Source organism: Symbiobacterium turbinis (assembly GCF_055383075.1).
This window is the reverse complement of the sequence record NZ_AP042433.1, coordinates 1,865,716-1,890,783: the sequence shown is the minus strand read 5'-3', so window position 1 is coordinate 1,890,783 and position 25,068 is coordinate 1,865,716. Positions and strand designations below refer to the sequence as shown.

General features: G+C 66.8%; 26 protein-coding genes and 3 tRNA genes. 23 read left to right on the top strand and 6 right to left on the bottom strand.

The window, feature by feature from the left end:
• The first annotated feature begins 8 nt into the window (after window positions 1–8).
• From ACZ45O_RS08965 to ACZ45O_RS08935, 7 genes are all read left to right on the top strand, one after another.
• A complete protein-coding gene (locus ACZ45O_RS08965) occupies window positions 9–449 on the top strand; it encodes an RrF2 family transcriptional regulator (RefSeq protein WP_464857577.1) in 441 nt (146 codons plus the stop codon).
• 77 nt (window positions 450–526) lie between these two features.
• Complete coding sequence (locus ACZ45O_RS08960; RefSeq protein ID WP_464857575.1) at window positions 527–1,705, top strand: cysteine desulfurase family protein; 1,179 nt, start codon at window positions 527–529, stop codon at window positions 1,703–1,705.
• A 90-nt stretch (window positions 1,706–1,795) separates the two neighbouring features.
• Window positions 1,796–2,893, top strand: coding sequence for a tRNA 2-thiouridine(34) synthase MnmA (gene mnmA, locus ACZ45O_RS08955; RefSeq protein WP_464857573.1), 1,098 nt, complete (start codon window positions 1,796–1,798; stop codon window positions 2,891–2,893).
• Window positions 2,894–3,323: 430 nt separating this feature from the next.
• Window positions 3,324–3,806 (top strand): PRC-barrel domain-containing protein, encoded by a 483-nt coding sequence (locus tag ACZ45O_RS08950; protein WP_464857571.1) that lies wholly within the window; start codon window positions 3,324–3,326, stop codon window positions 3,804–3,806.
• Window positions 3,803–4,009, top strand: a complete 207-nt coding sequence (locus ACZ45O_RS08945; RefSeq protein ID WP_464857569.1) for a hypothetical protein — start codon at window positions 3,803–3,805, stop codon at window positions 4,007–4,009. The genes ACZ45O_RS08950 and ACZ45O_RS08945 overlap by 4 nt, the downstream gene beginning before the upstream one ends.
• Before the next feature lie 25 nt (window positions 4,010–4,034).
• Complete coding sequence (locus tag ACZ45O_RS08940; RefSeq protein ID WP_464857567.1) at window positions 4,035–4,229, top strand: hypothetical protein; 195 nt, start codon at window positions 4,035–4,037, stop codon at window positions 4,227–4,229.
• Between the two features lie 3 nt (window positions 4,230–4,232).
• Window positions 4,233–5,378: an AI-2E family transporter gene (locus ACZ45O_RS08935; protein WP_464857565.1), complete on the top strand. Its 1,146-nt coding sequence runs from the start codon at window positions 4,233–4,235 to the stop codon at window positions 5,376–5,378.
• A 10-nt stretch (window positions 5,379–5,388) separates the two neighbouring features.
• Here ACZ45O_RS08935 and ACZ45O_RS08930 read toward each other — a convergent pair whose 3' ends face one another.
• Window positions 5,389–5,652 (bottom strand): hypothetical protein, encoded by a 264-nt coding sequence (locus ACZ45O_RS08930; protein WP_464857563.1) that lies wholly within the window; start codon window positions 5,650–5,652, stop codon window positions 5,389–5,391.
• A 189-nt stretch (window positions 5,653–5,841) separates the two neighbouring features.
• Between ACZ45O_RS08930 and ACZ45O_RS08925 the strand changes: the two genes are divergently transcribed.
• From ACZ45O_RS08925 to ACZ45O_RS08910, 4 genes are all read left to right on the top strand, one after another.
• Entirely contained in the window at window positions 5,842–6,129 is a 288-nt protein-coding gene (locus ACZ45O_RS08925) for a hypothetical protein (protein WP_464857561.1), read from the top strand.
• Window positions 6,130–6,176: 47 nt separating this feature from the next.
• Window positions 6,177–6,252: transfer RNA gene (locus ACZ45O_RS08920), tRNA-Lys, on the top strand.
• 7 nt (window positions 6,253–6,259) lie between these two features.
• Window positions 6,260–6,335, top strand: a tRNA-Thr gene (locus ACZ45O_RS08915).
• A 39-nt stretch (window positions 6,336–6,374) separates the two neighbouring features.
• Window positions 6,375–6,451: transfer RNA gene (locus ACZ45O_RS08910), tRNA-Ile, on the top strand.
• Between the two features lie 1,152 nt (window positions 6,452–7,603).
• Here ACZ45O_RS08910 and ACZ45O_RS08905 read toward each other — a convergent pair.
• Window positions 7,604–7,885: a cupin domain-containing protein gene (locus ACZ45O_RS08905; protein ID WP_464857559.1), complete on the bottom strand. Its 282-nt coding sequence runs from the start codon at window positions 7,883–7,885 to the stop codon at window positions 7,604–7,606.
• An 11-nt stretch (window positions 7,886–7,896) separates the two neighbouring features.
• Here ACZ45O_RS08905 and ACZ45O_RS08900 point away from each other — a divergent pair, with 11 nt between their 5' ends.
• From ACZ45O_RS08900 to ACZ45O_RS08885, 4 genes are all read left to right on the top strand, one after another.
• Complete coding sequence (locus tag ACZ45O_RS08900) at window positions 7,897–8,514, top strand: DUF3100 domain-containing protein (protein ID WP_464857557.1); 618 nt, start codon at window positions 7,897–7,899, stop codon at window positions 8,512–8,514.
• A gap of 22 nt (window positions 8,515–8,536) precedes the next feature.
• Entirely contained in the window at window positions 8,537–8,968 is a 432-nt protein-coding gene (locus ACZ45O_RS08895) for a DUF340 domain-containing protein (RefSeq protein ID WP_464857555.1), read from the top strand.
• Between the two features lie 201 nt (window positions 8,969–9,169).
• Window positions 9,170–9,460, top strand: coding sequence for an ATP-binding protein (locus ACZ45O_RS08890; protein ID WP_464857706.1), 291 nt, complete (start codon window positions 9,170–9,172; stop codon window positions 9,458–9,460).
• Between the two features lie 233 nt (window positions 9,461–9,693).
• Window positions 9,694–9,906, top strand: coding sequence for a YgaP family membrane protein (locus tag ACZ45O_RS08885; protein WP_464857553.1), 213 nt, complete (start codon window positions 9,694–9,696; stop codon window positions 9,904–9,906).
• Between the two features lie 564 nt (window positions 9,907–10,470).
• On the opposite strand, the gene ACZ45O_RS08880 is transcribed toward ACZ45O_RS08885, so the two are convergent.
• Together ACZ45O_RS08880 and ACZ45O_RS08875 are read right to left on the bottom strand one after the other, a co-directional pair.
• The gene (locus ACZ45O_RS08880) at window positions 10,471–11,112 is read right to left on the bottom strand and encodes a hypothetical protein (protein WP_464857551.1); all 642 of its coding nucleotides are present in this window, start codon (window positions 11,110–11,112) and stop codon (window positions 10,471–10,473) included.
• 247 nt (window positions 11,113–11,359) lie between these two features.
• A complete protein-coding gene (locus tag ACZ45O_RS08875) occupies window positions 11,360–12,595 on the bottom strand; it encodes an MFS transporter (protein ID WP_464857549.1) in 1,236 nt (411 codons plus the stop codon).
• A gap of 266 nt (window positions 12,596–12,861) precedes the next feature.
• Between ACZ45O_RS08875 and ACZ45O_RS08870 the strand changes: the two genes are divergently transcribed.
• The 8 genes from ACZ45O_RS08870 to ACZ45O_RS08835 all read left to right on the top strand — a co-directional run bounded on the left by ACZ45O_RS08870 (window position 12,862) and on the right by ACZ45O_RS08835 (window position 22,936).
• Entirely contained in the window at window positions 12,862–13,974 is a 1,113-nt protein-coding gene (locus ACZ45O_RS08870) for a winged helix DNA-binding domain-containing protein (RefSeq protein WP_464857547.1), read from the top strand.
• A 598-nt stretch (window positions 13,975–14,572) separates the two neighbouring features.
• Window positions 14,573–16,435 (top strand): aldehyde ferredoxin oxidoreductase family protein, encoded by a 1,863-nt coding sequence (locus tag ACZ45O_RS08865; RefSeq protein WP_464857545.1) that lies wholly within the window; start codon window positions 14,573–14,575, stop codon window positions 16,433–16,435.
• Entirely contained in the window at window positions 16,432–16,716 is a 285-nt protein-coding gene (locus ACZ45O_RS08860; protein WP_464857543.1) for a MoaD/ThiS family protein, read from the top strand. The genes ACZ45O_RS08865 and ACZ45O_RS08860 overlap by 4 nt, the downstream gene beginning before the upstream one ends.
• A gap of 247 nt (window positions 16,717–16,963) precedes the next feature.
• Window positions 16,964–18,394 (top strand): DUF7125 family protein, encoded by a 1,431-nt coding sequence (locus tag ACZ45O_RS08855; protein WP_464857541.1) that lies wholly within the window; start codon window positions 16,964–16,966, stop codon window positions 18,392–18,394.
• A complete protein-coding gene (locus ACZ45O_RS08850) occupies window positions 18,391–18,627 on the top strand; it encodes a hypothetical protein (RefSeq protein WP_464857539.1) in 237 nt (78 codons plus the stop codon). The genes ACZ45O_RS08855 and ACZ45O_RS08850 overlap by 4 nt, the downstream gene beginning before the upstream one ends.
• 6 nt (window positions 18,628–18,633) lie before the next feature.
• Complete coding sequence (locus tag ACZ45O_RS08845; RefSeq protein ID WP_464857537.1) at window positions 18,634–20,406, top strand: LuxR C-terminal-related transcriptional regulator; 1,773 nt, start codon at window positions 18,634–18,636, stop codon at window positions 20,404–20,406.
• Window positions 20,407–20,595: 189 nt separating this feature from the next.
• Complete coding sequence (locus ACZ45O_RS08840; RefSeq protein ID WP_464857535.1) at window positions 20,596–21,210, top strand: HD-GYP domain-containing protein; 615 nt, start codon at window positions 20,596–20,598, stop codon at window positions 21,208–21,210.
• 106 nt (window positions 21,211–21,316) lie between these two features.
• On the top strand, window positions 21,317–22,936 hold the full coding sequence (locus ACZ45O_RS08835; protein ID WP_464857533.1) for a flagellar assembly protein A: 1,620 nt from the start codon (window positions 21,317–21,319) through the stop codon (window positions 22,934–22,936).
• Between the two features lie 41 nt (window positions 22,937–22,977).
• Here ACZ45O_RS08835 and ACZ45O_RS08830 read toward each other — a convergent pair whose 3' ends face one another.
• Entirely contained in the window at window positions 22,978–23,676 is a 699-nt protein-coding gene (locus tag ACZ45O_RS08830; protein WP_464857531.1) for a polysaccharide deacetylase family protein, read from the bottom strand.
• A 675-nt stretch (window positions 23,677–24,351) separates the two neighbouring features.
• On the bottom strand, window positions 24,352–24,855 hold the full coding sequence (locus tag ACZ45O_RS08825) for a hypothetical protein (RefSeq protein WP_464857530.1): 504 nt from the start codon (window positions 24,853–24,855) through the stop codon (window positions 24,352–24,354).
• Window positions 24,856–25,068: the final 213 nt, after the last annotated feature.

The window sequence follows — 25,068 nt, the reverse complement described above, 5'->3', positions numbered from 1 at the left end:
GCGGTTGCGTGAAGCTCTCGACCAAGGGCAAATACGGCGTCAAGGCCCTGTTCGAACTGGCGATGAACGAGGGGGCGGGCCCGATCTCGCTCAGGACCATCGCCGAGCGGCAGGGGCTTTCGGAACACTACCTGGAGCAGCTGGCCGCGCCCCTGCGCAGGGCAGGGATCATCACCGCGGTGCGCGGTGCGCAGGGCGGCTACATGCTGGCCCGCCCGGCGAGCCAGATCACGGTAGGCGATGTCATCCGCGTGCTTGAGGGACCGGTGGGCTACACGGACTGCTCGACCGAGGGCGAGCCCGACCCGGAATGCGCCAGCACCTGCCCGGTTCACGGGGTGTGGGAGCGGGTGACGCAGGAGATCATCAAGGTGATCGACTCCATCACGCTGCAGGACCTGGTGGAGCAGGCCCTGGCCGACCGTGGCAACCCCATGTACCACATCTGACCCGCAGCCGGCCTTGCGGCAGAGGCAGAGGTCCTTGTAGGAGGAAGAGGTCCCTATAGAAGGAGAGCGCGAGAGCCATGCGGACGGTGTACTGTGATCACGCCGCGACCACCCGCTGTCACCCGGAGGTGGCCCGGCGCGTCTATGAGTTCCTGACGGAGACCTACGGCAACCCCTCGTCCATCCACGCAGTTGGCCGCCGGGCCCGCAAGGGCGTTGAGGAGGCCCGCGCCCAGGTGGCCGCCCTGCTCGGAGCCCAGCCTGCCGAGATCTTCTTCACCAGCGGCGGCACAGAGGCCGGCAACTGGGCGCTGCGCGGCGCCATGGCCGCCAACCGGGCGAAGGGCAATCACCTGATCATCTCGCCGTACGAGCACCACGCGGTGCTGGACACCGCCCGGGCCCTGGAGCGCGAGGGATACGAGGTGACGATGCTGGACGTGGAGCCGAATACCGGCATCATCACGCCGGACGCCCTGCTGGCGGCGATGCGCCCCACCACCGTGCTCATCTCGATCATGGCGGTGAACAACGAGATCGGCACCGTGCTCGACATCGCCGGGCTCTGCGCCGCTGCCAAGGAGAAGGATCCTTCGGTCATCTTCCACACCGACGCCGTGCAGGCGGCCGGCTACATCCCGCTGGACGTGAAGGCGCTGGGGGTGGACCTGCTCTCGATCTCCAGCCACAAGATCTACGGGCCCAAGGGCGTGGGGGCCCTGTACGTGCGGAAGGGCTTCCGGTTCGCCCCGGGACTGACCACCGGCGGCGGCCAGGAGCGGAAGATGCGGGCGGGCACGGAGAACGTGCCCGGCATCGTGGGCTTCGGCCTGGCGGCGGAGATCGCCGCGCGGGAACTGGAGCGCCGGGCTGCCCACGCCCGGGAGATGCGGGATCTGTTCCTGCGCGGGGTCCTGGCCATTGAGGGCGTGAAGCTGAACGGCGTCGACCCGTTTGCGCACCCGGAACTGCGCCACCCGGGCAACGCCAACGTGTCGGTGGAGGGGGTCGAGGGCGAGGCGATGCTGCTCCGGCTGGACATGGCCGGCGTCTACGCCTCGTCGGGCTCGGCCTGCACGTCGGGGGCCCTGGAGCCCAGCCACGTGCTGCTGGCCGTGGGCTGCAGCCGTGACGCGGCGCAGTCATCGCTGCGGTTCTCGTTCGGCGACGAGAATACGGCCGAGGATATTGAGTACGCAGTCGAGCAGTTTGCGAAGTCGGTGGAGTTCCTGAGGCGGCTGACGGCGCCCCGGTGACAGGGCGCGGCGCCGGTCGGGCTCCCGGTGACCGGGCACGGCGTCGATCGGGCTACACTATGCAGAAACGAGGAAGGGGGTGGGCGACGGATGGCGGGGCGCGTGCTCATGGCCATGTCGGGCGGCGTCGATTCCTCTGTGGCGGCTGCGCTCCTGGTGGAGCAGGGCTACGAGGTGATCGGCGTCACCATGAACACCTGGACCGACGATATTCCGGAAGAGATTCAGATGAACCAGCACTCGGGCTGCTGCTCCCTGGCCGCGGTGGAGGACGCCCGCTCCGTGGCCCACAAGCTGGGCATCCCGTACTACGTGATGAACTTCCAGGGGCAGTTCGCCGGCACCGTGATCGACTACTTCATTCAGGAGTACGTCCGCGGCCGCACACCGAACCCGTGCATCGCCTGCAACCGGTACGTGAAGTTCTCGGCCTTCCTGGAGAAGGCGCGTCAGCTGGAGTGCGACTATGTCGCCACCGGCCACTACGCCGTGATCGGGAAGGATGACCGCTTCCCGGGCCGCTGGCTCCTGGGCAAGTCGGTTGACGCCCGCAAGGACCAGACGTACGTGCTGCACAACCTGACGCAGGACGCCCTGGCCCACACGCTCTTCCCCATCGGGGGGATGGAGAAGTCGGAGGTGCGGGCCCTGGCGGCCAAGTACGGCTTCGTCACCGCCGACAAGCCCGACTCGCAGGAGATCTGTTTCGTCTACGACAACGACTACGGCCGGTTCCTGAAGGAGCGGGTGCCCGAGGCGATCGTGCCCGGGCCGATCCTGAACACCCGCGGCGAGGTGATCGGGCAGCACAAGGGGCTGCCGCTCTACACCGTGGGGCAGCGCAAGGGTCTGGGGCTCACGACCCCCCGCCCGGTCTACGTGACGGAGCTGGACGTGGAGCGCAACGCCGTGATCGTGGGGGAGGACGAGGAGACCTACCGGGGCGGGCTCATCGCCTCGGATCTGAACTGGATCGCCATCACAGGCCTCACCTTCCCGCGGCGGTGCCGCGCGAAGATCCGACGCATGGCGCCGGAGGCGGACTGCACGATCTATCCCATCGGGGAGGATGCCGTCCGGGTGGAGTTCGACCGGCCCCAGCGGGCGATCACCCCGGGTCAGGCCGTGGTTTTCTACGACGGCAACTGGGTCCTGGGCGGCGGGACGATCGACCGTGCGGTGAATTGAAGATGCGCATAGTTGCCCCCGGGTCCGCATGAAGCGGGCCCGGGGGTCTGTGTTGTTGGTGAGTGGGGTGCGTGAACCACGTATCCGTTCTGTTCGGGTTGGCTGTTGGTGAGTGGGGCGTGGGCCCGCGGCGATCCGCTTCCGCGCCTTGCCCGCCCCTCCACTGGCGTGGTCGGGCCCGGCGGTATCCAACAGTACAGGCGAACAGAACGTAAGGGCCGGCCGTAAGGGCCCGCCGTAAAGGCCCCCCAGGGAACAGTACGGGCTAACGTAAGGGCCGGAAAGGGACCAGCAGGGCCGGAAAGGGACCAGCCCGGACTCTGCCCTGAAGCCGCCGCGAAAATACCCGTTTGTCGTTGCCGCGATCGGGGAAGACTGGCAGTAGCAACAGGATGATCCTGAAGTACGCGAGCGGGGGATCGATGCGGAAGTGTCCAGGGCCAGGGATCTCATCGGGCTGCCGGTGCTGGCAGGCCCGGACATGCGGCCGGTGGGGCGGGTGCAGGAGGTGCTGATCAGCCAGGACGGCCTGCGCCTCTGCGGCCTGGTGTTGGAGACCGGCGGGCTGCTGAGCCGCCGCCGGGTGCTGGACTATCAGGCAGTGAGGGCCGTGGGTTCGACGTACGTTCTGGCCGACGAGCGCTACCTGGAGGACGAGGCCGAGACTCGGTGCGGCTCGGCCCTGACCGGGCTGCCGGTGCTGGATGGCTCCGGCGAGGAACTGGGAACGCTGGACGACCTGTACTTTGAGCCCAGCACGGGTGAGATTCGCGCCCTCCAGCTCTCCCGCGGCTTTGTGGACGACCTGTTGAGCGGGAAGGCGATCCTGCCCCTGGACGGGCCGGCCCTGACCGGCGAGGGGGCGATCCTGCTGGATGCCGCAGCCGAGAGCGAAGGGGGGCTGTGGACATGAGGTGCCCGAACTGCGACAGCCGCAGTATCGGCCGGGTCGGGACAGAGCAATACTACTGCTGGGACTGCTGCGTGGAGTTCAACACGGCCCGGGGGGCGGTGCGCATCTACCACCTGGATTCGGACGGCGAGCTGATAGCGGCCGCCGAGCACCAGGCGGAGGCGTCCGTGTCCTGCGGGCCGACCAACGAACGTCGTCGATAGGAGATGTCGATAGGAGATGAACACGATGCGGTACAATGGCGCTTTCGTTTCCGGTGTGCTGGCCGGCGTGGCCCTGGGGGCCATCCTGGTGGTCGCCCTCACGCCTCAGACCCGCCAGCCGGTGATGCAGGGGATGAGCCGGATGGGCAGGGGGATGCGGCGGATGTGGAACGACGGGGTCGACGCGATGGCGGCCGCCATGCCGGGGGACGATGACTGACCCGTGACGCGTCTCGGACGGCGGCTGTTGACGGCGCTGGTGCTGAGCGGACTGGTCCTCGCCCTGGCCTGGGGGCTCTGGACCATCCGCCCGGTGCTGGCGCCCTTTCTCCTGGCGGTGGTCCTGGCCTACCTGCTGGCGCCGCTGGTCAACGGGCTGGTCGGGCTGGGCCTGCCAAGGGGCTGGGCGATCCTCGCGGTCTACGCCGCCCTGGCCGCCGCCGGGATCCTGGTGGTGGTGAAGCTGGTGCCCTCGGCCCTGACGGAGGTGCGCCGGCTGACCGAGACCATCCCGCTCTACTCCGCCCGGGCCCGGGATCTGGCCGACGGGCTGCAGCGGTGGGCCAGGGACGCGGGGCTGCCGCCGGAGCTCCGGGAGAGCCTGGACCGGTCGATCACCAACATCGAGGTGCGCTCGGTGGCGGCCCTGCGCAGGCTCCTGGACATCCAGACGCTGGAGGCGGCCGCCGGCTTCCTGGTCAGTCTGCTGCTGTCCCCGTTCCTGGCGTTCTACCTGCTGAAGGATCTGGACTACTTCCGGGACCGCTTCCTGCGGGCGCTGCCCCGCCGGTGGCGGCAGGATATCATCCAGCTGCTGCGGGAACTCGACCGGGTGATCTCCGGCTTCGTCCGGGGGCAGGTGCTGCTGGGCCTCTCCGTGGGCGCCCTGGCGGCGGTCGCCTCGTCGCTGCTGGGGCTGCGGTTTGCCGTCCTGCTGGGCATCTGGGCGGGGCTGACGGAGTTTATCCCCTACGTGGGGCCCGTGCTGGGCGCAGTGCCGGCGGTGCTCTCTGGACTCGCCCAGTCGCCCTGGCGGGGCATGCAGGTGGCCCTGGTGTTCCTGCTCATCCAGCAGGTGGAGAGCGCGGTGCTCTCGCCCAAGATCATGGGCCACTCCGTGGGGCTGCATCCCATCGGGGTGCTGTTCGTCGTGTTGGCCGGCGGCTACCTGGCGGGCCCGTGGGGGATGATCCTGGCCGTGCCCGCCGCCGGGCTGCTGCGGGTGCTTTGGGCGTTTGTGGTGGCCCGCCTGACCGAGGTGCACCCGCTGCCCGTCCTGCCCGCGCCGGCGGCCCGCCCGGAACCGGTAGGACCGGAAGGACCGGAACGATGGGAACGACCGGAAGAAGAGAAAGACCCGGCCGGTTAGGCCGGGTCAGCTATACACGTGTGTTGGCGGGACGATCCACCGTGTGGGCCATGGTGTAGCCCAGGGAGAACATCGTGAACGAGATCTCCAGCAGTTCGTGGTAAAGGGCGTCAAGCTGCGCCGTCGTCAGCGGCTTTCCGCCGGCCTGCATGGCTGCGGCCACATGAGGCAGCCTCTCGCGGACCAGAACCTCGATTCCCTCGCGGGATTGTGCCCGGTTCTCGGCCAACAGCGTATAAGCGCGATCGCGATAGCCCCGCAGGATCTCTTCCACGATTCGTCCTCCTCATCGTTTACGATAACACCATTATAAGCATATCCAATGTTAGGGGACAAGCACCTGAATGCTCCAGAGATGAAAGGCGCTGTACTTATTTCGCTCCAATGTGAACTTTACCCTGAGGCGGTACGTAGGGATATACGAGACTTGACCCGGGGGGATCAGCCGGTGGAGGCGGGAAAGGTGTTCGAGCAGTTCCTGGATCTGCCGGATGGATATCAGGCGCAGGTCATGGTGATGGCTGAGCCGGTGAGCGGCTTCGCGGGGAAGGTGGCTTACCGCAGCCGGGTGTGGCTGGGCCACGAGAGCGAGATGGATCCTTATCTGTACCGGGCGCAGGTGCACTGGAACTTGGAGGAAGCGATCCGCGCCTGCTATGCGATGTTGCGGCAGGCTGCGCCGTATTGCTTCCGATCGCGGGCTGCGATCGACGCGATTCGGGGTGTTGACAGGAAGCTGTCGACCGGATAGAATAACTTTGCGCTCAGCGAACGAAATACAGCACGACGACACAGCATGGACCGCTAGCTCAATTGGTAGAGCATCCGACTCTTAATCGGCAGGTTGTAGGTTCGAGTCCTACGCGGTCCACCAGATCCATGCTGATGTAGCTCAGTAGGTAGAGCACGTCCTTGGTAAGGACGAGGTCACCGGTTCGAGCCCGGTCATCAGCTCCATGTTCTGGCCGCTTCCGCATCCGGAAGCGGTCGTATCATGCGAGGGTAGCTCAGTTGGCCAGAGCACACGGCTGATAACCGTGAGGTCCCGAGTTCGAATCTCGGCTCTCGCACCATGCTGTGCCGTCCAACCTTTTCCGGTGGACGGCACAACCGTCTTCTGTTACAATGAAAATCTAAGCTTTCCGACCACAGCTTCATATCGTGAGAGTTCGGTGGATGATCGCGCCGGGCAGATGGGGAGGCAGATGCCGCATTACCCGGATGGCCCGGTGAGGAACTTCCTGGCACCGCTTTCGGTGAAGTCCGAGTCTGCCTCCGGCAGACGCAATCAGGACCTGTAGCCGGAAGAAAGTTGGCGCAGAGCGCAAGCTCTGGCGGCGCGAGCCGACGATGGGGAAGGCGGTCTCGTCTGTGTGCGAGTCGCTTGTACCTGTAACGAGCTAGAGAGACGCAGGTCCCCCGGCGACGGGGGAGTGGCACGGGCAATCTCCGCCACGGTGCAAGTCCAAGTAGGCGCCTTTGAGCGCGGGTAGGACGCAGTCCTTGGCGTAAGCCGGGACCACGGTCTGGTCGGGCCGTGAGATAAATGATCATCACGCCTGCCGCAAGGCAGGCGGACAGAACCAGGGGTATAGCCGGACTCTCACCAGGAACCCGCATGGCTCTAGGGCTGTGCGGGTTTTCTGTTGTCTAGGACCGGGATTTGCTAACAGATTCGCAAACCAAACGGCTGGATACCCCGCTTTTGCCCCTCAGAAATGTTAGCACGTCAGGACCTCAGCGCCGGCAGCTGCGGCGGATCCGGTTTTCTCCGTGTCCGGCGGGTTGAAGATGTCCTCGATGAGTTTGGCGGCCGGGCGCTTCTTCACTTCGACCACGTGCGTGTAGGCGGCGTGAGGTTCGGAATGCCAGCGAGCTTCGCGGCTTCTGTCGGTGCATTGCGGAAGGTGTTTGGCATCCAGAAATCGACCAGCAAGTCCCGATCAATTCAGGCTGGCCCGGCCTCCTCGCGCCACTTCTCGTTCGCCATCTGAGCGCCAGCCGCTCACTCCGCCGCAGACTGGTCATGCCCAACATGAGCGCGGGCATTTGAGGAACTGAACCGAAGGGCCAGCACACCGCCAAAACCATAACCTTACTTGAGGCGTCACCGAATCCGACGTGAAGAGCGCTCCACACCCTCACGTGTGGGGCCATTTTCCTTTTGCGTTCCCGCTGTCTCCGAAGCCACAGTGTTCATGCCCCCTTCTGCGATCTTCCTGCACTCAGAACGGCTGATGAGCCACCACCCAGAGACTCACGCACGTTTCATCGCCCGCGTTGGCATAGCGGTGAGGGATCGTGGCCTCGTACGTGATGCTGTCGCCTTCCTCCAGGTCGTAGACCTCATCGCCCAGCCAGTACCGCAGCCGGCCGCGCAGCATATAGCCCACTTCAACCCCGCGGTGGGCGTGGGGCATCGGACCAGACCCTGCGCCGGGCTGCACCACCAGCAGCATCCCCTCGATTCGCTTCTCCCCGGGCGGGGTGATCAGCTCGTACAGCACCTTTCCGCCGCGTGGTCAACACCAAGGACATGGAGTTCGCCTCGAGCCTGATCGTCGTGGCTACGTATGCCCTGATGGCCCGGTATGGCACGCTGGTGGGGCCCAACGTTCCTAAGATCCTGGAAGCGGGCGTAGCGCTGCTTCTGCAGGAGATTGGAAACAACTGGGGTTCCATTGCCGTCGCCCTGCCGATTGCCATGATGCTGGGCCTGCGCCGGGAGGTGATCGGCGCCTGCTATTCGGTCGGCCGTGAGCCCAACCTCAGCCTGATCAGCGAAGTCTACGGGTTGGACACCCCCGAGGGACGAGGGGCGATGGGGACGTACATCACGGGGACGGTCCTCGGCGCCGCGTTCTACAGCATCCTTGGCAGCCTGATGGCGTCCCTCTCTCCGGCGATCTTCCATCCATACTCCCTGGCGATGGCTGCCGGTGTGGGCAGCGCCAGTATGATGACGGCCGTCGCGGCCACGATCGGGCAAGCCCTGCCCCAGTTCGAGGACGAAATCCTCGCCTTCGCCGCGGCGAGCAACCTCATCACCGGAGTCACCGGGCTATACATGTCATGGCTGGTGGGACTTCCCTTCGCCAACTGGGTATACCGGAAGTTGAGCAGGGACCGGACATAGCTCGGTAAGGAGGAGACGTCGTATGCAGAAGAGGCAGGATGTGAACCTGGTCAAGACCCTACCGCTGGTGGCGATCATCGCTGTGATCACCCTGATCGGAAACTGGGTAGGGTACAAGGTTTCGCCCCTGGAAGCCCTCCCCGGCATGTTGATTCTGTTGGGGTTTGTCCTGATCGGCCTCATCCTGACGAAGATCATTCCCATCTACGTGCCGACTATCGCGTACATCGCCACGATCGCCCTGGTCTCCACCATGCCCGGCGTACCCTTTTCCGGGCAGATCGGGGCTTACGTGAGCAAGGTGAACTTCCTGGCCCTCGCCACCCCCATCATCGCTTTCGCCAGTATCGGCATGGGGAAGGACTTGGACGACTTCAAGCAGATCGGTTGGAAGATCGTCGTGGCCGCGCTGATCGCCGAGGTCACGCTGCGCATTCAGGGCATGCCTCCGTGAGATGCGCCCCCGAACGCAGGCTGCGGGCGCCGTTGCGCCCGCAGCCTTCTTGTGCGCGCCCCACTGCAGGGAGGAGGTCGCCGAACGGGAGTAGAGAGACAGGCAGCACTGGAACTTCGCGAACCATACATTTCTGGTAGTACACATCTTGGTAAGCGGTGAGTGCCATAATGAGGCGGCGCGGGGTTTCCCCCGGTACGTATTCACTCTTGTCCTCCACGACTCGCAGGGCAGTGCGACGGAGTAGCGCTCACCGCACAGCCCACTCTCGACAAGCGACAAGTTCGTGATCTCGTTACGCTTCGGTTCATCAGCAACGGCGAGAACGTGATCTTCTTGGGCCCTCCAGGCGCCGGCAAGACCCACCTGGCCGTGTCGCTGGCCCTGGGAGCCGTATCACGGGGTATAGGAGCCTACTTCGTCGCCGCACACGACCTGGTGAACGATGTGCGGCTGCTGCTCTCCGAATGGTACTGGGTCGCTGATCAGTAGTAAGAATCCGGTCGTGTAGTTATGTGCGGCTCGGGCTTTTCGTTGCCCACGCATTACCCTGGTGGCGCGGGGAAGCGCCACGAGAGGACGCCCGCGTCTATATTGCCCCAAAGTTGTAAATAGGGCGCGAGCTCTATTCGACGGCGCTCACCATACCCTGGCCGCCGGATGCCATTCCGGTACGGGTAGGGGTATAATCGTGTAGAGCACCTGGTAGAGGAGGTCCGAATCAGTTGAAAGCAAACGTTGGTGGTCTCGATCGGATTCTGCGGATTGGAGCAGGTGTTGTGGCGGCTGTGGCAGGGTACATGCTTGGCGGGACGATTAGCTACGTGCTCTACGTGGTGGCGGCGCTGATGCTGGTGACTGGTGCCCTGGGCTGGTGCGGGCTGTATGCGCTTCTGGGGTTCAGTACGTGCAAGGTGCGAAACTCGGCCTCCTCGTAGAGCCATAGACCGAACACGGGCCCTGCCTCCTGTCGCCGACGCGCAGGTGCGCTGGGGCAACCGCTTCTTGAATAGTGAGTCCTCATAGCATTGAATCCAACATGAGCAGACCCTCCATCCGTTGCGATGTGAGGGTCTCAGGCATTCGTTGAACCAGTAGGGCTGGCGGCCCAAACCGCCAGCCTTGGTGCGGACCCGCTCGTGCCGGACAGGTAGGCCGATGATCACCCTCAGCGCCAAAGGGGGGCGGGTTAATGCGCCTCCGCACGCAGCACGACGGTGAAGAAGGCGATCGGGGCAGCCGGGGCGGGCACCAGGCCGGATGTGTGCTGACGCGGCTCAGCGATCGGATTCCAGCTCTTCGCTTATGCTCTGGGCTGGACCATATTCTCAAGCCCGTTTTCAAGGTATCCGGGAGTTCTGTCCTGCCGGTCTGAGCACCGAAAAGGACGTAGAACGTGAGTGGGCGGCCTGGTTGCGGCTCCGGTGAGTGCCGTAGGCGGGGCTCAGCAAAGCGCCCCTGCCGTCTCTCCGGCGGAGGCGCTTCATGATCAGTAAGTAGGTCTACGAATGGAACCCCGTAATCGCCGCAACGAGGCGTATGGCTTCGGGCCCGCCGTCACAGTTCAGGATTTCGTATCCGCTCCTATTCCCGTAACCGCTTTTCTGCACCCAGCGCTTGTAGGATTCCAACACCTCATCTCGCTGGGCAATCTCGATGATGGTCTCGGGCCGGACCGGGCCCAGAACCTTCTCGACAACCTTTGTCAGATGAATGAGTTGTTCCGGTGAGAGACCGGTGCGCTGCAAGAGCGCCTCGTTCCGGAGTGTGCCGGCCAGGCGACGAGGTTGATGCGGCATCCACTCCTCCGGGCGCTGTGTCCTGATGGCTGCCGCCCATCCGGCGCCTGGTGTGATGTCGGGATCCGGGTCAACAGGGGCCCGTCCGCCCAGCTGAAGGACCATCAACTGGTGCGCAGCAGGCCGGATGACGGAGAGGCACAACAGTGCGGTCACCATGAACGCCCAGTGGCCATGCGCATACCACTGAAGACCCAACAAGACGGTGCTCAGCAGCACGTCACGGAGGACAAGCCGGTTGCGGTTTGGTCCGTCCGAGATAGTTCCAAGAGCGCCCAGGCAGGCCGAATAGGAGAGAAACCCGGACAAGAGCCACCATGACCAGGACATCAAGAACCCCAACATCGGATTTGCCCTCCTCACTGCCGATCTCAGGCACGGTGTTGGGCAGGACTGGGGGCTGCAGTGGGATCAGGACTCTTACGGCTTGTTATTGCCTCCCGACATCATCGTATACCCAAATGCTTATTGCGTCTGTACACCTTAATGCTTATTACGTCAAAGGTTAGACTGTTTGACAAGGTCTGCGTGCGGCAGCCCGTGGGGGACCAGACGGCGGCGAGCCGCCACGCGGAGGCCATCGTCGCAGTCGCTACCGAATGCTCCGCAGCCCCGGCCCCATGAGGCCCCAGACGGCCAGGGCCACCACGAGCAGGCCAGCGCCACCGGCGATGTGGTACGGCGAGAACCGGTCCGCCAGGAACCCCGCTGCCGCCATCCCAACCGGGGCCAGCGCCTGGTTCAGCGAGCCCTGCATGCCGAAGAAGCGCCCCTGCTGCTCCTGCGGAACCAGCCGGCGCCACAGGTCCGCAAACAGCACGTTCTGCAGTCCGAACAGCACCCCGCCGGCGAAGAGCAGCATGAGGAAGAACGCAGGCCGGGTTGTCCATCCCATTGCGACGTTGGAAAGCCCCATCAGCAGCAGGGTGTGAAGCATGAACCGGCCCCGGCGGGTGATGCGGTGGGCGAAGGCGGTCAGCGCGACCATGCCGGCCATGATGCCGGACGGGTTCACCACCTGGAACAGGCCGTACACGGCGGGGCTCAGCCCCATCTCCCTCAGGGCGATCACCGGCAGCAGGACGGCAAAGGCCGAACCGGCGAGGTTGACGCCCGCCCCCAGGATCACCGTCCTGCGGACGATCGGGCTGCCCGTGATGACCGTGAGGCCGTCGGCAAAGTCCCGCCAGAAGGGGCGGCGGTCCCTCACAGGAGCGGGGGCCCAGTGCAGCCGGATCACCAGGACGCAGAGGGCCGACACCAGGTAGGTGACCCCGTTGGCGGCCAGGGCCCAGGCGGGGCCGAACGCGGTCACCACCACGCCGGCAGCGGCCGGCCCGACGAGTGCGATGGTCTGGCGCACCATCTGCCAGATCGTCAGCGCCCGGGTGAGGTCCTGCGGGTGGACGAGGCCGGTCTGCGCCGCCGCGTAGGCGGGGGAGAAGAAGGCGCCGGCCAGGGCCAGCGAAGCGCTTCCGATCAGCAGCAGCCGGAACGGGTCGAACCCCGACCAGAAGGCCGCTGCCAGGGACGAGACGATGAGGGCTTGGGCCAGGCTGGCGGAGGCCATCACCAGGCGGCGGTCGGACCGGTCCGCAACGGTGCCCGCAACCGGCGCCGCCAGGAGACGGATGACTGTGCTGATGCCGGTCATGGCGGCGATGCTGCCTGCCGAGCCCGTGGTCTGGATGACCCAGACCGGGGCCACCATCTGATAGAGCGATGTGCCCAGCTGCGACACGGCCATCCCGCCGAGCACCAGGAGGAACGCCCGATTGCGGAGCAGCCCCGGTTGATGCTGCGGATCGACGGAAACAGACGACTCCATGCGGCACCCTCCCTTTCAGTGGGAGGGTACAGAAATTGCATGAGAAAGACTAGACTGCAAATTACCTGTGTGGTAAGCTATTATCATGCGGGCGGGACCTTAAGGGGCCCAGCTTTGCTACTGGACACGTTCGCGACATGCCATTGTCCTCGATGCGTATTCTGGATAGACGGCAGCCCCTTGCCAGTGCGGCGAGGGGCTTCTCTTGTTGGCGGGACACAGGCAGCTTGTGGGGCGGAAGTGGTCGAGAAGGAGGTTGGTTCGGGATGCAGGGCGCCCGAGCAGATCGATGCGCCGTCTACGCGGCCAACCAGTGGCTGGGGAGGGAGCGGCGGACCGGCGGCGTGGTGGAGCTCGCCCGCCATCTGGTCGGGATCCAGAGCCAGCTCCGCACGACGCCCGGGCTTGCCGCGCGGGCGCGGCTCGCGGGCGTCGGCCCGGATGATGTGCGGCAGGAGCTGGAGCAGTCACGCCGGCTGGTGCGGACCTGGACCCTGCGGGGCACGCTGCACGTCGTGGCCGCGGAGGACCTGCCCCTGCTCTGGCAGGCGCTCCGGCCCGAGTGGGAATCCCGGTGGAGCAAATACCTGGACAAGCACGTCACCCAGCGGCAGCGGGCGGACGCGGCAGAGGCCTGCCTGGAGGTGCTCTCGCAGGGGCCGGCCACCCGGTCTGAACTCCTGGCCGGCGTGCAGGAGATCCTCCGCTGCCGGGATGAGTGGGTCGCGTACCTTTTCTCCTCGTGGGGCGGCGTCCTCAAAGACCTGGCGTACGCCGGCCTGGTCGTGTACGGCCCCGAGCGGGAGGGGGAGGTTCAGTTTGTGCGGACGGCGGACTGGCTGGACCTGCCGGGTTTGGCGGACCGGCCCGCCTCCGGCCTGGAGCCCGACGACGCCCTGGCCGTCCTGCTGGAGCGGTACCTCAGGGCCTACAGCCCCGCGCGGCTTCAGGATTTCGCCCACTGGAGCGGCGTCACCGTCCGGCGCGCCCGGGAGGCCCTGGCCCGCCTGGGCGGGCGGGTGATCGTGCGCGACGGCTGGCTGGTGCGGGAGGATGAGGAGGCCGAGCCCCGGGAGCAGGGGCAGTCTCAGGATGGGGATCAGCCTCCCGCCGATGCGGGGGTTGTGCGCCTGCTCCCCAAGTTCGACGCCTACCTCCTTGCGCATGCGGAGAAGTTCTACCTGGATGAGGCGCATTACAAGGCGGTTTTCCGTCCCGCAGCCGATGTCGCCGCGGTGATCCTCAGCGGCGGGCGCGTCATCGGCACCTGGCGGGCCGTGGGCGAGCGGGTCCGCCCTGAACTGTTCGCTCCGGTCAGCGACGGGGTTGCCGCGCAGCTGGCGCGAGAGGTGGAGGAGGTTTCCGCCTGGCTGCGGTAGCAGCGGGGGCTCGCATGGTTTGAGCAGCAATCAGCGGGGGCGCACGCCCCCGCATTGTTGTGGTCTGTATGTGAACCCTTGGTAACAATGTGCACTTTCGTGAAGTCCTTGTGGCATACGGGGTGCACGGGTCGCGGCCCTGGAAACGCTTGTGAGACGCGGGGTTGGGGAAAGTGCACATTGGTTCCAAGGGAGGGTGCGCCCGGTGTTGAGGCGCGGGTTGGGGGCAGCCGTCGGCGCAGGGGGTGGACGCGGACGCCGACGGAGGAAGGCAGCTGGCACCCCCTGGCGTTGGTAACAATGTGCACTTTCGTGAATCCTTGCGGCAGACGGCGTACAGGGGGTGCGGCCTCGGAAACGCTTGTGGGACGCGGGGTTGGGGAAAGTGCACATTCTTTCCAGCGGAGGGTGCGCCCGCTGTTGAGGCTCGGGTTGGAATCCGCACTTTTTGGGCACAGCAGCAGTTTGAATATAGACCTGTGCATCAACCCCCCTGCTTAGGGGCTATTAAACGATGGACATATTACGGATATCGGAATAACCCCAGATCGCTGTAATCTATAAGTTGGACACATATTCTTTCGAGGGGGGCATGCCCGTGATTCGCGGTGGCTTCACTGGCAAGATTCTGCGGCTGAATCTGAGCACCCTGACCAGCACAGTGGAACCGCTTCCCGACGAGGTTGCCATCAGGCACCTGGGGGGAGCGGGGCTGGGTACCTACATCGCCTACAAGGAGATCCCGGCCGATGCTGATCCCCTGGGGCCCGAGAACAAGTTGATCTTCGCGGTTGGCCCCCTCACCGGCACTGCGGCGCCGGCGACGAGCCGGATGTCGGTCACCTCCCTTTCTCCGCTTACAAACACCATCGCCAACTCCTTCTCAGGTGGGTTCTTCCCGGCTGAGTTGAAGTTCGCCGGGTACGATGCCATCATCGTCGAGGGCCGGGCGGAGCGTCCGACGTTCGTGGCGATCCGCGACGATAAGGTTTCGTTCCACGATGCTACCCGGCTCTGGGGAATGGGTACGTTCGACACCCAGTTCTTCCTGAAGGAGATGCTTCACGAGCACAACTTCCGCATTGCGTGCATCGGACCGGCGGGCGAGAACGGATCGCTGCTGGCCAGCATCATCAACGAGGCGCGCGCATGTGGCCGGAAGGGGCTCGGGGCCGTGATGGGCGCAAAGAACCTGAAGGCCATTGCCGTCAGGGGAACCCAGCCCGTGCCCATTGCCGACGAAGCGCGCTTCCGCCAGGCCGTGTCCGAGATCAACCGGCACTGGAAGGCGAACGCCCTGCTCTATCCTGTCTTCAGCAAGACGGGCTCCAACCTCGCCGTAGACGGCGCCTCTGCGCTGGGAATCTTCCCGATCAACAACTTCAGGGACACCGGGACCGTTGACCTCACGCCGACCCTGGGTACGGAGGCCACAGCGGCCTACAATATCAGCCGCAACCCGTGCTACCGCTGTCCGGTCGGCTGCAGCCAGGTGCGCATCGTGCGGTCGGGGAAGTACCGCGGCGCCACCACAGAGGGACCCGAGTACGAGACCACCTTCTCGCTGGGATCGGTTGTCGGAGTCACGTCGCAGGAGGCGGTCATCTACGGTGACAAGCTGTGCGACGATCTCGGTCTCGACACCATCTCTGCGGGCGTGACGATCGCCTGGGCTATGGAGTGCCACGAGAACGGGCTGCTGGAGGAGACCGACGGCCTCGACCTCTCCTGGGGCAACGACGACACGGTGCTGACCCTGCTCCGCCGGATAGCCTACCGAGAGGGGCATCTGGGAGACCTTCTGGCCGACGGCACCCGCAAGGCTGCACAGCGGCTCGGAAAGGGCTCGGAGAGGTACGCGATGGAGGTCAAGGGCCTGGAAATTCCGGCTTACGACCCCCGGGGGCTGAAGTCGCACGGCCTGAACTTCGCGACCTCGTACAACGGCGCCGACCACAACCGCGGCTACGCCATCCAGGAGGTCTTCGACATTCCCGTGCCGCGCCGGGTGGACCGCTTCGCCGTGGAGGGGAAGGGCGACCTGACGAAGTTCAACCAGGACCTGGCGGGCATCTACGATACGGCGACCTTCTGCGAGTTCCCGTTCCAGATGGGCACTCCGCATGTGGCCGGCGAGATCACGGCCAAGCTCCTCACCGGCGCGACGGGCTATGCGTTCACAGGCGAGATGATCTGGCAGGCCGGCGAGCGGCTCTACACCCTGGCCCGCATGTTCAACGTGCGCCGCGGCTTTGACCGGAAGGATGACACCCTGCCGGCGCGGTTCATGGAGGAAGAAGTGAAGGGGGGCAACAGCGCCGGGCAGCGGATCACCCGGGAGGAGCTCGACACGATGCTGGATGAGTACTACGCGGTGCGGGGCTGGGACAGCCGCGGCATTCCCACCGCCGAGACGCTGCAGAAACTCGATCTCGAATTCGCGGTGAGTGATCGCCCGTGATCATCAGGGTCCAGTCGCTGGGAGCGATCAAGGCGTTGATAGGCCGCCGCGAGATTGAGGTCGAGATGCCTGCCGGAGCGCGGCTGGCCGATCTCCTGGAGCGGCTCTCCCAGCAGTACGGCCCGGAGTTCGACCGGCAGGTGAACGTGGGCGGAGACTGGCCGGATCTGCGCGCCCGCATCTTCATCAACGGGCGTGACCACTTCACACTGCAGCACCTGGACACCGTGCTCCGGGACGGCGACCAGGTGATGCTGCTGCCGCCCATGGCCGGAGGCTGATCACACCGGACGTGAGCGAAATGGGCAACGCCGGACTCACACGGCTGTGCGGTCGTGTGGGTCCGGCGTGCTCTTTACCTCCGTACCCGGACCGATTAACCGAAGGATTTAACTATTGCGCGCCGAAACTCTTGCTCAGGATGCCGCAGGCGGGATGATTGTGGTGACCCTGGCCAGCGGCATCTGCTGCCCGGAGCCGGCAGAAGGTGCATCCGCAAGAACTGCACACGAATGGTGGGGATAGCCAGTGAGCGATCTGCACGCCAAACTTTCCACCGGAGTCGACGGGCTTGACAGTGTTCTCTGCGGCGGGCTGTTCCCGGGAAGCGCCACCCTGGTGCGCGGCGCGCCGGGGACGGGCAAGACGACGCTGGGGCTTCAGTTTCTCTGCGAGGGCGCCCGCCGGGGCGAGGGGGGCGCCTACTTCTCGTTCGAGGAGTTTCCCGAGCAGATCTACCGCGACGCGCGCGAACTGGGATTCGACCTGCCGGCCCTGGAGCAGGCGGGCAAGCTCCAGGTGATCACCATGGAGCCCGCCGCCTTCCTGGACGAGGCGGTGAACCCGGGCGGGCTGCTGGAGGAGCTGAGGCGCGACATCGGCCTGCAACGGGTCGTCGTCGACAGTATCACCCTGCTGGAGATCGCCCTGGCCGGCCGCGGCGACAGCCGGCGCACGCTCTACCTGCTGCGGAACGCGCTGCACAGGCTGGGTCTCTCCACCATCCTCATCGAGGAAAGCGCGCCCGCGGCCGGGTCCTCCATGGCGGAGTACATGGTGGACACCGTGCTGCACCTGACCTACGACGACTTCGAGGGCAACCGGCTCCGCCACCTGGAGGTGCGCAAGCACCGGGGTTCGCCCTTCCGGGCCGGCCAGCACGTGTTCGTCATCAGCCAGCAGGGCATCCGGGTGCTGCCGGCGCTGGACCGCGTGCCCGACCTGACGGTGGGCGAGGTGGTGCCCATCGGCCTGGACCGGCTGGACGAGTGCCTGGGAGGCGGCATCCCCCGCGGCAGCACTTTCGTCCTGAACGTGAACAGCATGTGCAACTACCGCTACCTCCTCGGCGCGATCGCCGCCGCGCACCTGCGGCAGGGCGACGGCTACGTGGCCGGACGCTCGGCGGTGCGCCCGCCGGCTGTGGTGGCCATGGTGCTGGGGCTCTACGGCTTCGACGCCGCGAAGCTGGGGGCCGAGGGCCGATGGCGGTACGTCGAGCACGTGGGCCGGCCGGTCCCGCCCGAACTGGAGCCCTACGTCATCCGGCTCCCCAACGAGTTTGACCTGTTCCTGGCCCCCGGGAACCAGACCGCCGCGATCCACGGCATCGGCGGTCCGGGCAGTCCGGAGCACTGGCTCTGGTCGATCGATCTGAACACGGCCCTGCACACGCTGAAGCAGGACGCCGTGGTGAAGGGGTGGGCCGAGGCCATCGCGCACGCCCGGCACCGGGGCGACACGATCATCGGCATCTGCAACTTCGAGGAGATGGGCGCTGCCATGTCTGCCTTCGTCCAGCGCAACGCGGAGGGCATTCTGCGAACCTGGTTCGACGGCCGCTATCAATACCTGCAGGCGCAGAAAGCGCCGAACGGGCGCGTGTCGGAGCCGATGGTCATCGAGTACACCGACACGCCGCCGTATCTGGCGCTCTGGGGAGGGGGTTCGGCAAGATGACGGCAGATCTGAACGCCATTCGACTGGAAGCCGCCCTCTACTTCCAGCGCAATCCTTTCGCGCGGGAGACGCCCGAGAGCCTGGCGCTGCGCCTGGGCCGGCCCGAGGCCCTGGTGGAGCCGGCGCTGGGGCAACTGGTGGAGCTGCAGGTCCTGGAGCGCCGGGGGCGGCTGTACCGTTACTGCAAGCCGTACGTCGCCCCGGCCTGGGATGAAACCCCGTCGGCGAGGTGATGCGGCATGGCTGCGGCTCCGGGAACTGACCGGGACTGGGCCGCGCGGCTGATCCAGCTGGCCGCCCTTCTGCGCGAGAGCAGCGACGTCCGGCAGGCGGCTGAAGCGGCTGCCGAGGCCGCCCGTCTGGAACCGGCCGCCAGCGCCTTCGTCCTGGCGTACGGAGGCGGTGCGCCCGCCATCCTGCTGGCCGCCGAAGGGCCGCTGGCGGCCGAACTCCGGTCGCGGCCCCCAAGCGATCTCCTGTTGATTCCTCAACTGCTGCTGCCGTCGGGGGACCCTGTGGTGAGTCTGGACCTGGCCGCGGACCCCTCGGCGGAGCCGATGCGCCGGTGGGGGCTGACCTCCGGCACCGCGACGGTGCTGACCATCATGAGCGGCGGCAGCGCCTCAGGCATCCTCGCGGTGGTGCGGCCCCGGCAGGAGGCGCTGTCCCCCGCGGATCTGGCCGGTCTGCAGGCGGTGGCGGACATGCTGGGCCTGGCGCTGGAAAAGGAGCGGCTGCAGGAGTCGGCCGGGGAGCAGGTGCGGCAGCTGCTCGCCCTCGGGCAGGTCAGCCGGCTGCTGACCGCGGAGTTCGACACCGAGGCGGTGCTGACGCTGATCATCGACACGGCCGTGAGCCTGTTCCGCCTGGACCTCTGCTGCCTGCTCATGTACGACGGCAAAGGCGACCTGCGGGTGAGAGCCGCGCGCGGGCTGACGGCGGAGGTGGCGGCGGGCCTGGTCTTTCCCGCCGGCGTAACGCCGGATGCTGAGCGCTTCCGGAGACTGGGACTTGTCTCCGTCGTGCTGCACCGGGTGCCCGGAAACCGGCAGCTTCTGGGCTACTTGGTGGCAGGCACCCGGGCGGCCAGCCCCCTGGACGCTTCGGAGCGGTCGCCGCTGGCGACCTGGGCGAGCCTGGCCGGCGTGGCCCTGGAGAACAGCCGCTGGATGACGGAGATCGAGGCCGCCCGGCAGGACACCGTGGAAGCCCTGGTGGCCGTGCTGGAGAGCCGGGAGGGTCAGCGGGCGGTGCCGCTTCAGACCTGCGCCGCCTACGCGGCGGCGCTGGCGGGGAACATGGGGCTCTCGGAGCAGGAGGTGCGGGATCTCTATCTGGCCGCGCTGCTGGCGCACGCGGAGGACGGCCGCCCCGACCGGTGCATCCTGGCCGGCGCCGAGTCGCCGCGGCTCCAAAGAGTGCGCCGTGTGCTGGAGGCCCTCGACGAGCGCTGGGACGGCAGCGGCCCCCTGGGTCTGCGCGGGGGCGAGATCCCGCTGAGCGCCCGCATTCTGGCGGTGGTCAGGGCGTTCACGGCGGCCCTGGAGGCCGGGACGCGGGACGGGCTGCCCTCGCCCGCGGCGGCCCTGGAGCGGGTGAAAGAGGGGAAGGGCGTGCGGTTTGACCCCCTGGTGCTCTCTGCCCTGGAGAGCCAGTTCTGGAGCACCATGACCTTCGTTCCGCCCGTTGCCGGCGTACCGGACACTGCAAGTGCTCCCCGGCAGCCGCAGCCCCCTGCGGCGGCGCCCGCTCCTCAGACGCCGCCCCCACCTGAGACGCCGCCCGGCGATCTTGCGCCGGAGGCCGGGCCCGGTCCGGACCTCAGCCTCCTGACGCAGCGGGAGCGGGAGGTGCTGGCGCACGTGGCCCAGGGGCTCAGCAACCGGGAGATCGCCGATCGCCTGTTCCTGAGCGAGGCGACGGTGAAGACCCATGTGAGCCGCATTCTGCAGAAGCTGGGTCTGCCGGACCGCACCAAGGCGGCCGTGTTCATGCTGAAGGCGCAGGATTGATCGCACATATGACATGCCCACGGGCCCGGATGTTGTCCGGGCCCGTGGGCATTCTTGTACATCCAAAGTTGTATACACCCAAGCAGAATTACACCGCGTGATCATCCTCCGGTCGGACGCATGGCGGTCGGCACAATTGTTAGGCTAATGCAGAATTCACGTTTCAACGTTCGATACGGAGGAGAGTTCATGCGAGAATTGCTGACGACCCTGGCGCGCCGGCTGCGCGGACTGGTGGATGCGGAGACTCTGGCCCACTGCGGCCGGGTTGCCTGCCTGGGCGCGGCGCTGGGCGAGGCCCTGGGTCTGACGCGGGAGATGACCCGCACACTGTACATCGGTGGCCTGCTGCACGACATCGGCAAGGGTGCGATTCCCGCCGAGGTGCTGGGGAAGCCGGGACGACTGCTGCCCGAGGAGCGGCGGTTGGTGGAGGCGCATCCCGCCGCCGGAGAGTCGATCCTGCTTCAGGTCGTGCCCGAGATCACGCCGGACGTCGTCGACGTCGTGCGCCACCACCACGAAAGACTCGACGGCAGCGGGTACCCCGACGGGCTGCGGGGACCGGACGTCTCGCAGGCCGCCAGGATCATCGCCGTCGCAGACGTCTACGATGCGCTGGTCAGCGACCGCCCGTACCGGCGGGCCCTGAGCCGGGAGGAAGCCCTCGAAGTGCTCGCTGAGGAGGTCCGGTGCGGCCGGCTGGACGCTGACGTGGTGGCTGCCCTGCGGCAGGTGAGCGCTGTTGAGCGCCTCCCGCGCGCCGCCGGAGCCCGCGGCGACCGGTACGGGAGGTGGTCGTGATGCCCAGGTTTCCTGTCTGGGTGCGCGGCCTGGGCCGGCGGCTCATCCACGCCTGGAGGGGCCTGAGCGGCCGGGCGTTCGGGCGGCAGTCCGCCCGGCCAGGCCGGTGCGCGGTTTCCGGGTGGAGGTGGCCAGTGACCGCATGTCGGCCTACCTGGAGGTGGAGGAGCAGGGGCCGCCGGGGTACCGCATCGCAGACGCCGGCCCGGCCCATGCCATCACCCTGGCGGCAGAGCCGCTGCCCGGCCTGCAGGCCAGCCCCGGCGAGGCTGAGGTGCAGCAGGCCCTCAGGAAGGCCGGCGTCGTGATGGGCGTGAACCAGGGGGCTATCGCGCGGGCCCTGGCTTCCCCCGTCGCGCGCACGGTGCAGGTGGCCGCCGGCAGGCCCGCTTCGGGCGGGAGGCCGGGCCGGGTGGAGTCGCTGCTGCCCGAGGAGGCGGCGGATACCCTGAGGAGCCTCCGCCTCCGGGTGGAGCCCGGCCAGCCGCTGGCCCGCCTGACCCCTGCGCAGCCTGGCGAAGCGGGCTACGACGTGTCGGGCAACCGGCTGGAGCCCGAACCGCCGCCGACCTGCCTGCTCACGGCCGGCAGTGGCGTACAGCTTTCGGCAGATGGCACCGAGGCGGTGGCGACCATTTACGGGCGGCCGGTATTTCTGGAGGTGGACGATGGTGCCTACCGCGCCGCGGTGGTGCCGGTGGCCGAGTGGGATGAGCCGCCGGCGGGCCCGGGTGATACATACCGCTTTGAAGGCGACGTGGTGATCAACGGGAATCTGGGCGGGGGCGTGACCATCTCTGCAGGCGGCTGGATCTGGGTGCGCGGCAGGGTGGAACACGCCAGGCTGACGGCCGGCCAGGGCATCTGGGTGGAGCGCTCGGCCGAGTGGAGCCATCTGACCACGCACGCGACGCGCAGGCGGCTGGCCGAGTTTCAGCGGAAGTTCAGCAGCGTGGAGTCGGACCTGCGGCAGATGAAGGAGTACGCCGGGCTCATCGCCGACCACCCGCGCTACCCGGAATTGGCCAGGGTCCGCACCTTCGGCGAGGTCATCCTGTTCCTGACCAGGCAGCAGTTCGCTGAAGTGCACGAACGACTCTGCCGCGCCGGGCAGATGCTGGCGGAGCTTCCCGAACTGCAGGCGCACGTCGACCTCCAGGCCATCCTGAACGTGCTGAAGTACCGGGTTTTCGCGGGCAACCTGCGATCGGTGGACGAGTTCACGGAGTTCATCGACACCCTGAGCACGGCCGCGCAGCGCGCCCTGGACATTCTCGGCGCCGGGGGCGTCGATGCGCCGGTGCACGCGCGCGTCCTCATCGGGTCGGAGGTCCGGGCGGACGGCGACGTGATCATCCACGGGTCGGGGGCAGAGCAATCGGTCATCCGGGCGCGGGGCCGGATTCAGGCGACCAGCCTCCGGGCCGTGCGCGCGGTGTCTGCCGAGGCCATTGAAACAGAAGCGGTCGCGGCCCTGAGTCCCGATTCGCTCGCCCTGGAGGTGGAGTCGGGCGGCCATCTGTGGATCGGTCTCGCCCTGCAGCAGGCGCACCTGCGGGTCGGAACTTGGCGGGGGATGGCGACCCCCGAAACCCGCAACCTCCTGATCAGGTCAGACGCCGCGGGCCACGTGCACATCTCGTCCCACGCCCGCGGGTCCCAGGGCCTGGCGCCCGTCTTCCTTGTGCGGAAGGGGTACACGAATGAAGCGGGTGAAGCGGGCTGAGGCCGGCACGGAGAAGCGCAACCGGACGCCGCCGGCGAACATCAGTCGCAGGCGGCGGTGCCGGTGACCAGGCGTGCGAACCCGCACTCGCCGATCCCCGGGAAGACCACCAGCCGGTTCAGCAGCAGCGGATCGTCCCCCTGGCCCACTCGGCCCCCTGCGACCGTGAAGCCCAGCCTCACCCCGGCGGCCCGGAGGGCGTTCACGGCTTCCTCGTCATGGGCGCCGAAGGGATAGGCGTACGCCACCACGGGCGGTAGCCCCTCGGCAGCCATGGCCTCGGTCAGCTTCCGCCAGTCCTCCAGAATCCCTTCCTCTGACCAGGCGATGAGCGCGGGCTCGCCGCCGATCAGCCGGTGGCCGTCGTGGGAGTGGGCCTGAATCTCGATCACCCCGGATGCCGTCAGCGCGCGCATGTCTTCCCACCCCAGGTACTCCAGGCTGCCGAACTTCTGCCCGGCGAGGCTGGTCACCATGAAGACGACCCCGGTGAAGCCGTGCTGCTGCAGCACCGGGTAGGCGTAGGCGTAGTTGGAGCGGTAGCCGTCGTCGAACGTGATCATCACCGGCCGGTCGGGCAGGGGCTGTGCACCGTTCAGCCAGTCCAGGAGATCGGCCGTGGTGACGCTTGTGTACCCGTTGTCCGCCAGCCAGGCCATCTGCGCCGCGAACTCCTCGGTGCTGATCACGGCGCCGTTGGAGCCGTCGGCCCCGGGCTCGAGGTGGTGGTAGAGGAGCACCGGGACGGTGAGCGGGGTCTCAGGCGCCGGCTCATCCGCCGGCTCATCCGTTGGCTCATGCGTTGGCTCATGCGTTGGCTTACCCGCTGGCTCGTTCGCTGGGTCCTCGGCTGCCCCGTCGGCCGACCCATCGGCTGACCCCTCCGCGGCATGCCCGGGGGCGTCGGCGCGAGGGTGCGCTGCCGGATCGTGCTCATCCGGATCGCCCCAACTGGCGTCTGCGGTGGGCCCCTGAGTGGCTGACGACCCGTTGGCGGCCGGCGATCCCTGCGCCGCGGCCCGGGCTTCGGCAGCGGACGGTGGCTCCGCCGAGGGCTGCACGGCAGACGGGGCCGCAACGGGTGTGTACGCGGAAGACAATACGGCGACCAGCAGGATCACCAGGCCGGTCGACAGCGCAGCCGCTGTGCGCACAGTAGGCTTGGACAAGACGACACGCCCCCATATCGGTGCACTGGCCGCCACGGGAGGCGGCGGAAAGACTTACATTAAGTAGACGCCCTGTATGGTGAATTGTTCCAGAGATCGAGCTACCCCCATAAAATCTCTACACGAAACGAATGCGGCAGACGCGAGAACCCGCCCCCGGCCTTACCGCGACCTGCGGAAAGGCGGGGGCGGGTTCTGCTTTGGCCAGGGCGGGGACCAGGGCTCTGGCAGGGGCTGAAGCTCCGGCTACGCCTCCGGCTCAGGCAGCACCCGGAACCCGTGGTCCAGCAGCAGGCCCGTGATGAGCCCTTCGATCCCCTTCAGGCCGTGCGTCTCCAGGAAGGGGTCCATCTTTTGCGGGTCAAACAGCGTGGGCGGCAGCTTTTCCCTGGAACAGGTCAGGTGAAAGATCTCCGGCCGGTCTTCCACCGGAGTCATGTGCGCGAGAAGGATGCCGCTGACCCGGCCGGATCTCGCCCGCACCGACCATGCCAGGTCCGGCGCCTCCAGTCTGCGCTCGTACTCCTCGGTGGAGATGCCGGCCTCCCACAGCGGCCGGCCATCCGCAGGCCGTTCCACCACGGGCTGCACGGACCAGGGGTCCTTCTTCTGCTCGAGGTCAGGCCGGAAATGCGGCAGCCACTCCCGGGCCAGCGCGGTGGCGACCCTGCGGAGCGGCCAGCCTTCAGGCCTCCAAATTGTCTGGACGTCGCCCATATTCACGATCACGTTCGATGCTCTACCACGCACGTTGGTCTCTCCCTTCTCTTTCTCCGGTGAGCCGACGCGCGCAACACAGGCCGTCATGGCATACAATTGTTTTGCACGTCTATATTTAGTATACCGTAAAAAACGCCCTGACAACAAGCGACAGCCCTCCCATCCGCAGACCCGGTCGATTCGTTGGCAGGATATTGCGATGTACGAATAGAAGGACCAATAATAAATCAAGTGGGAGAAAGC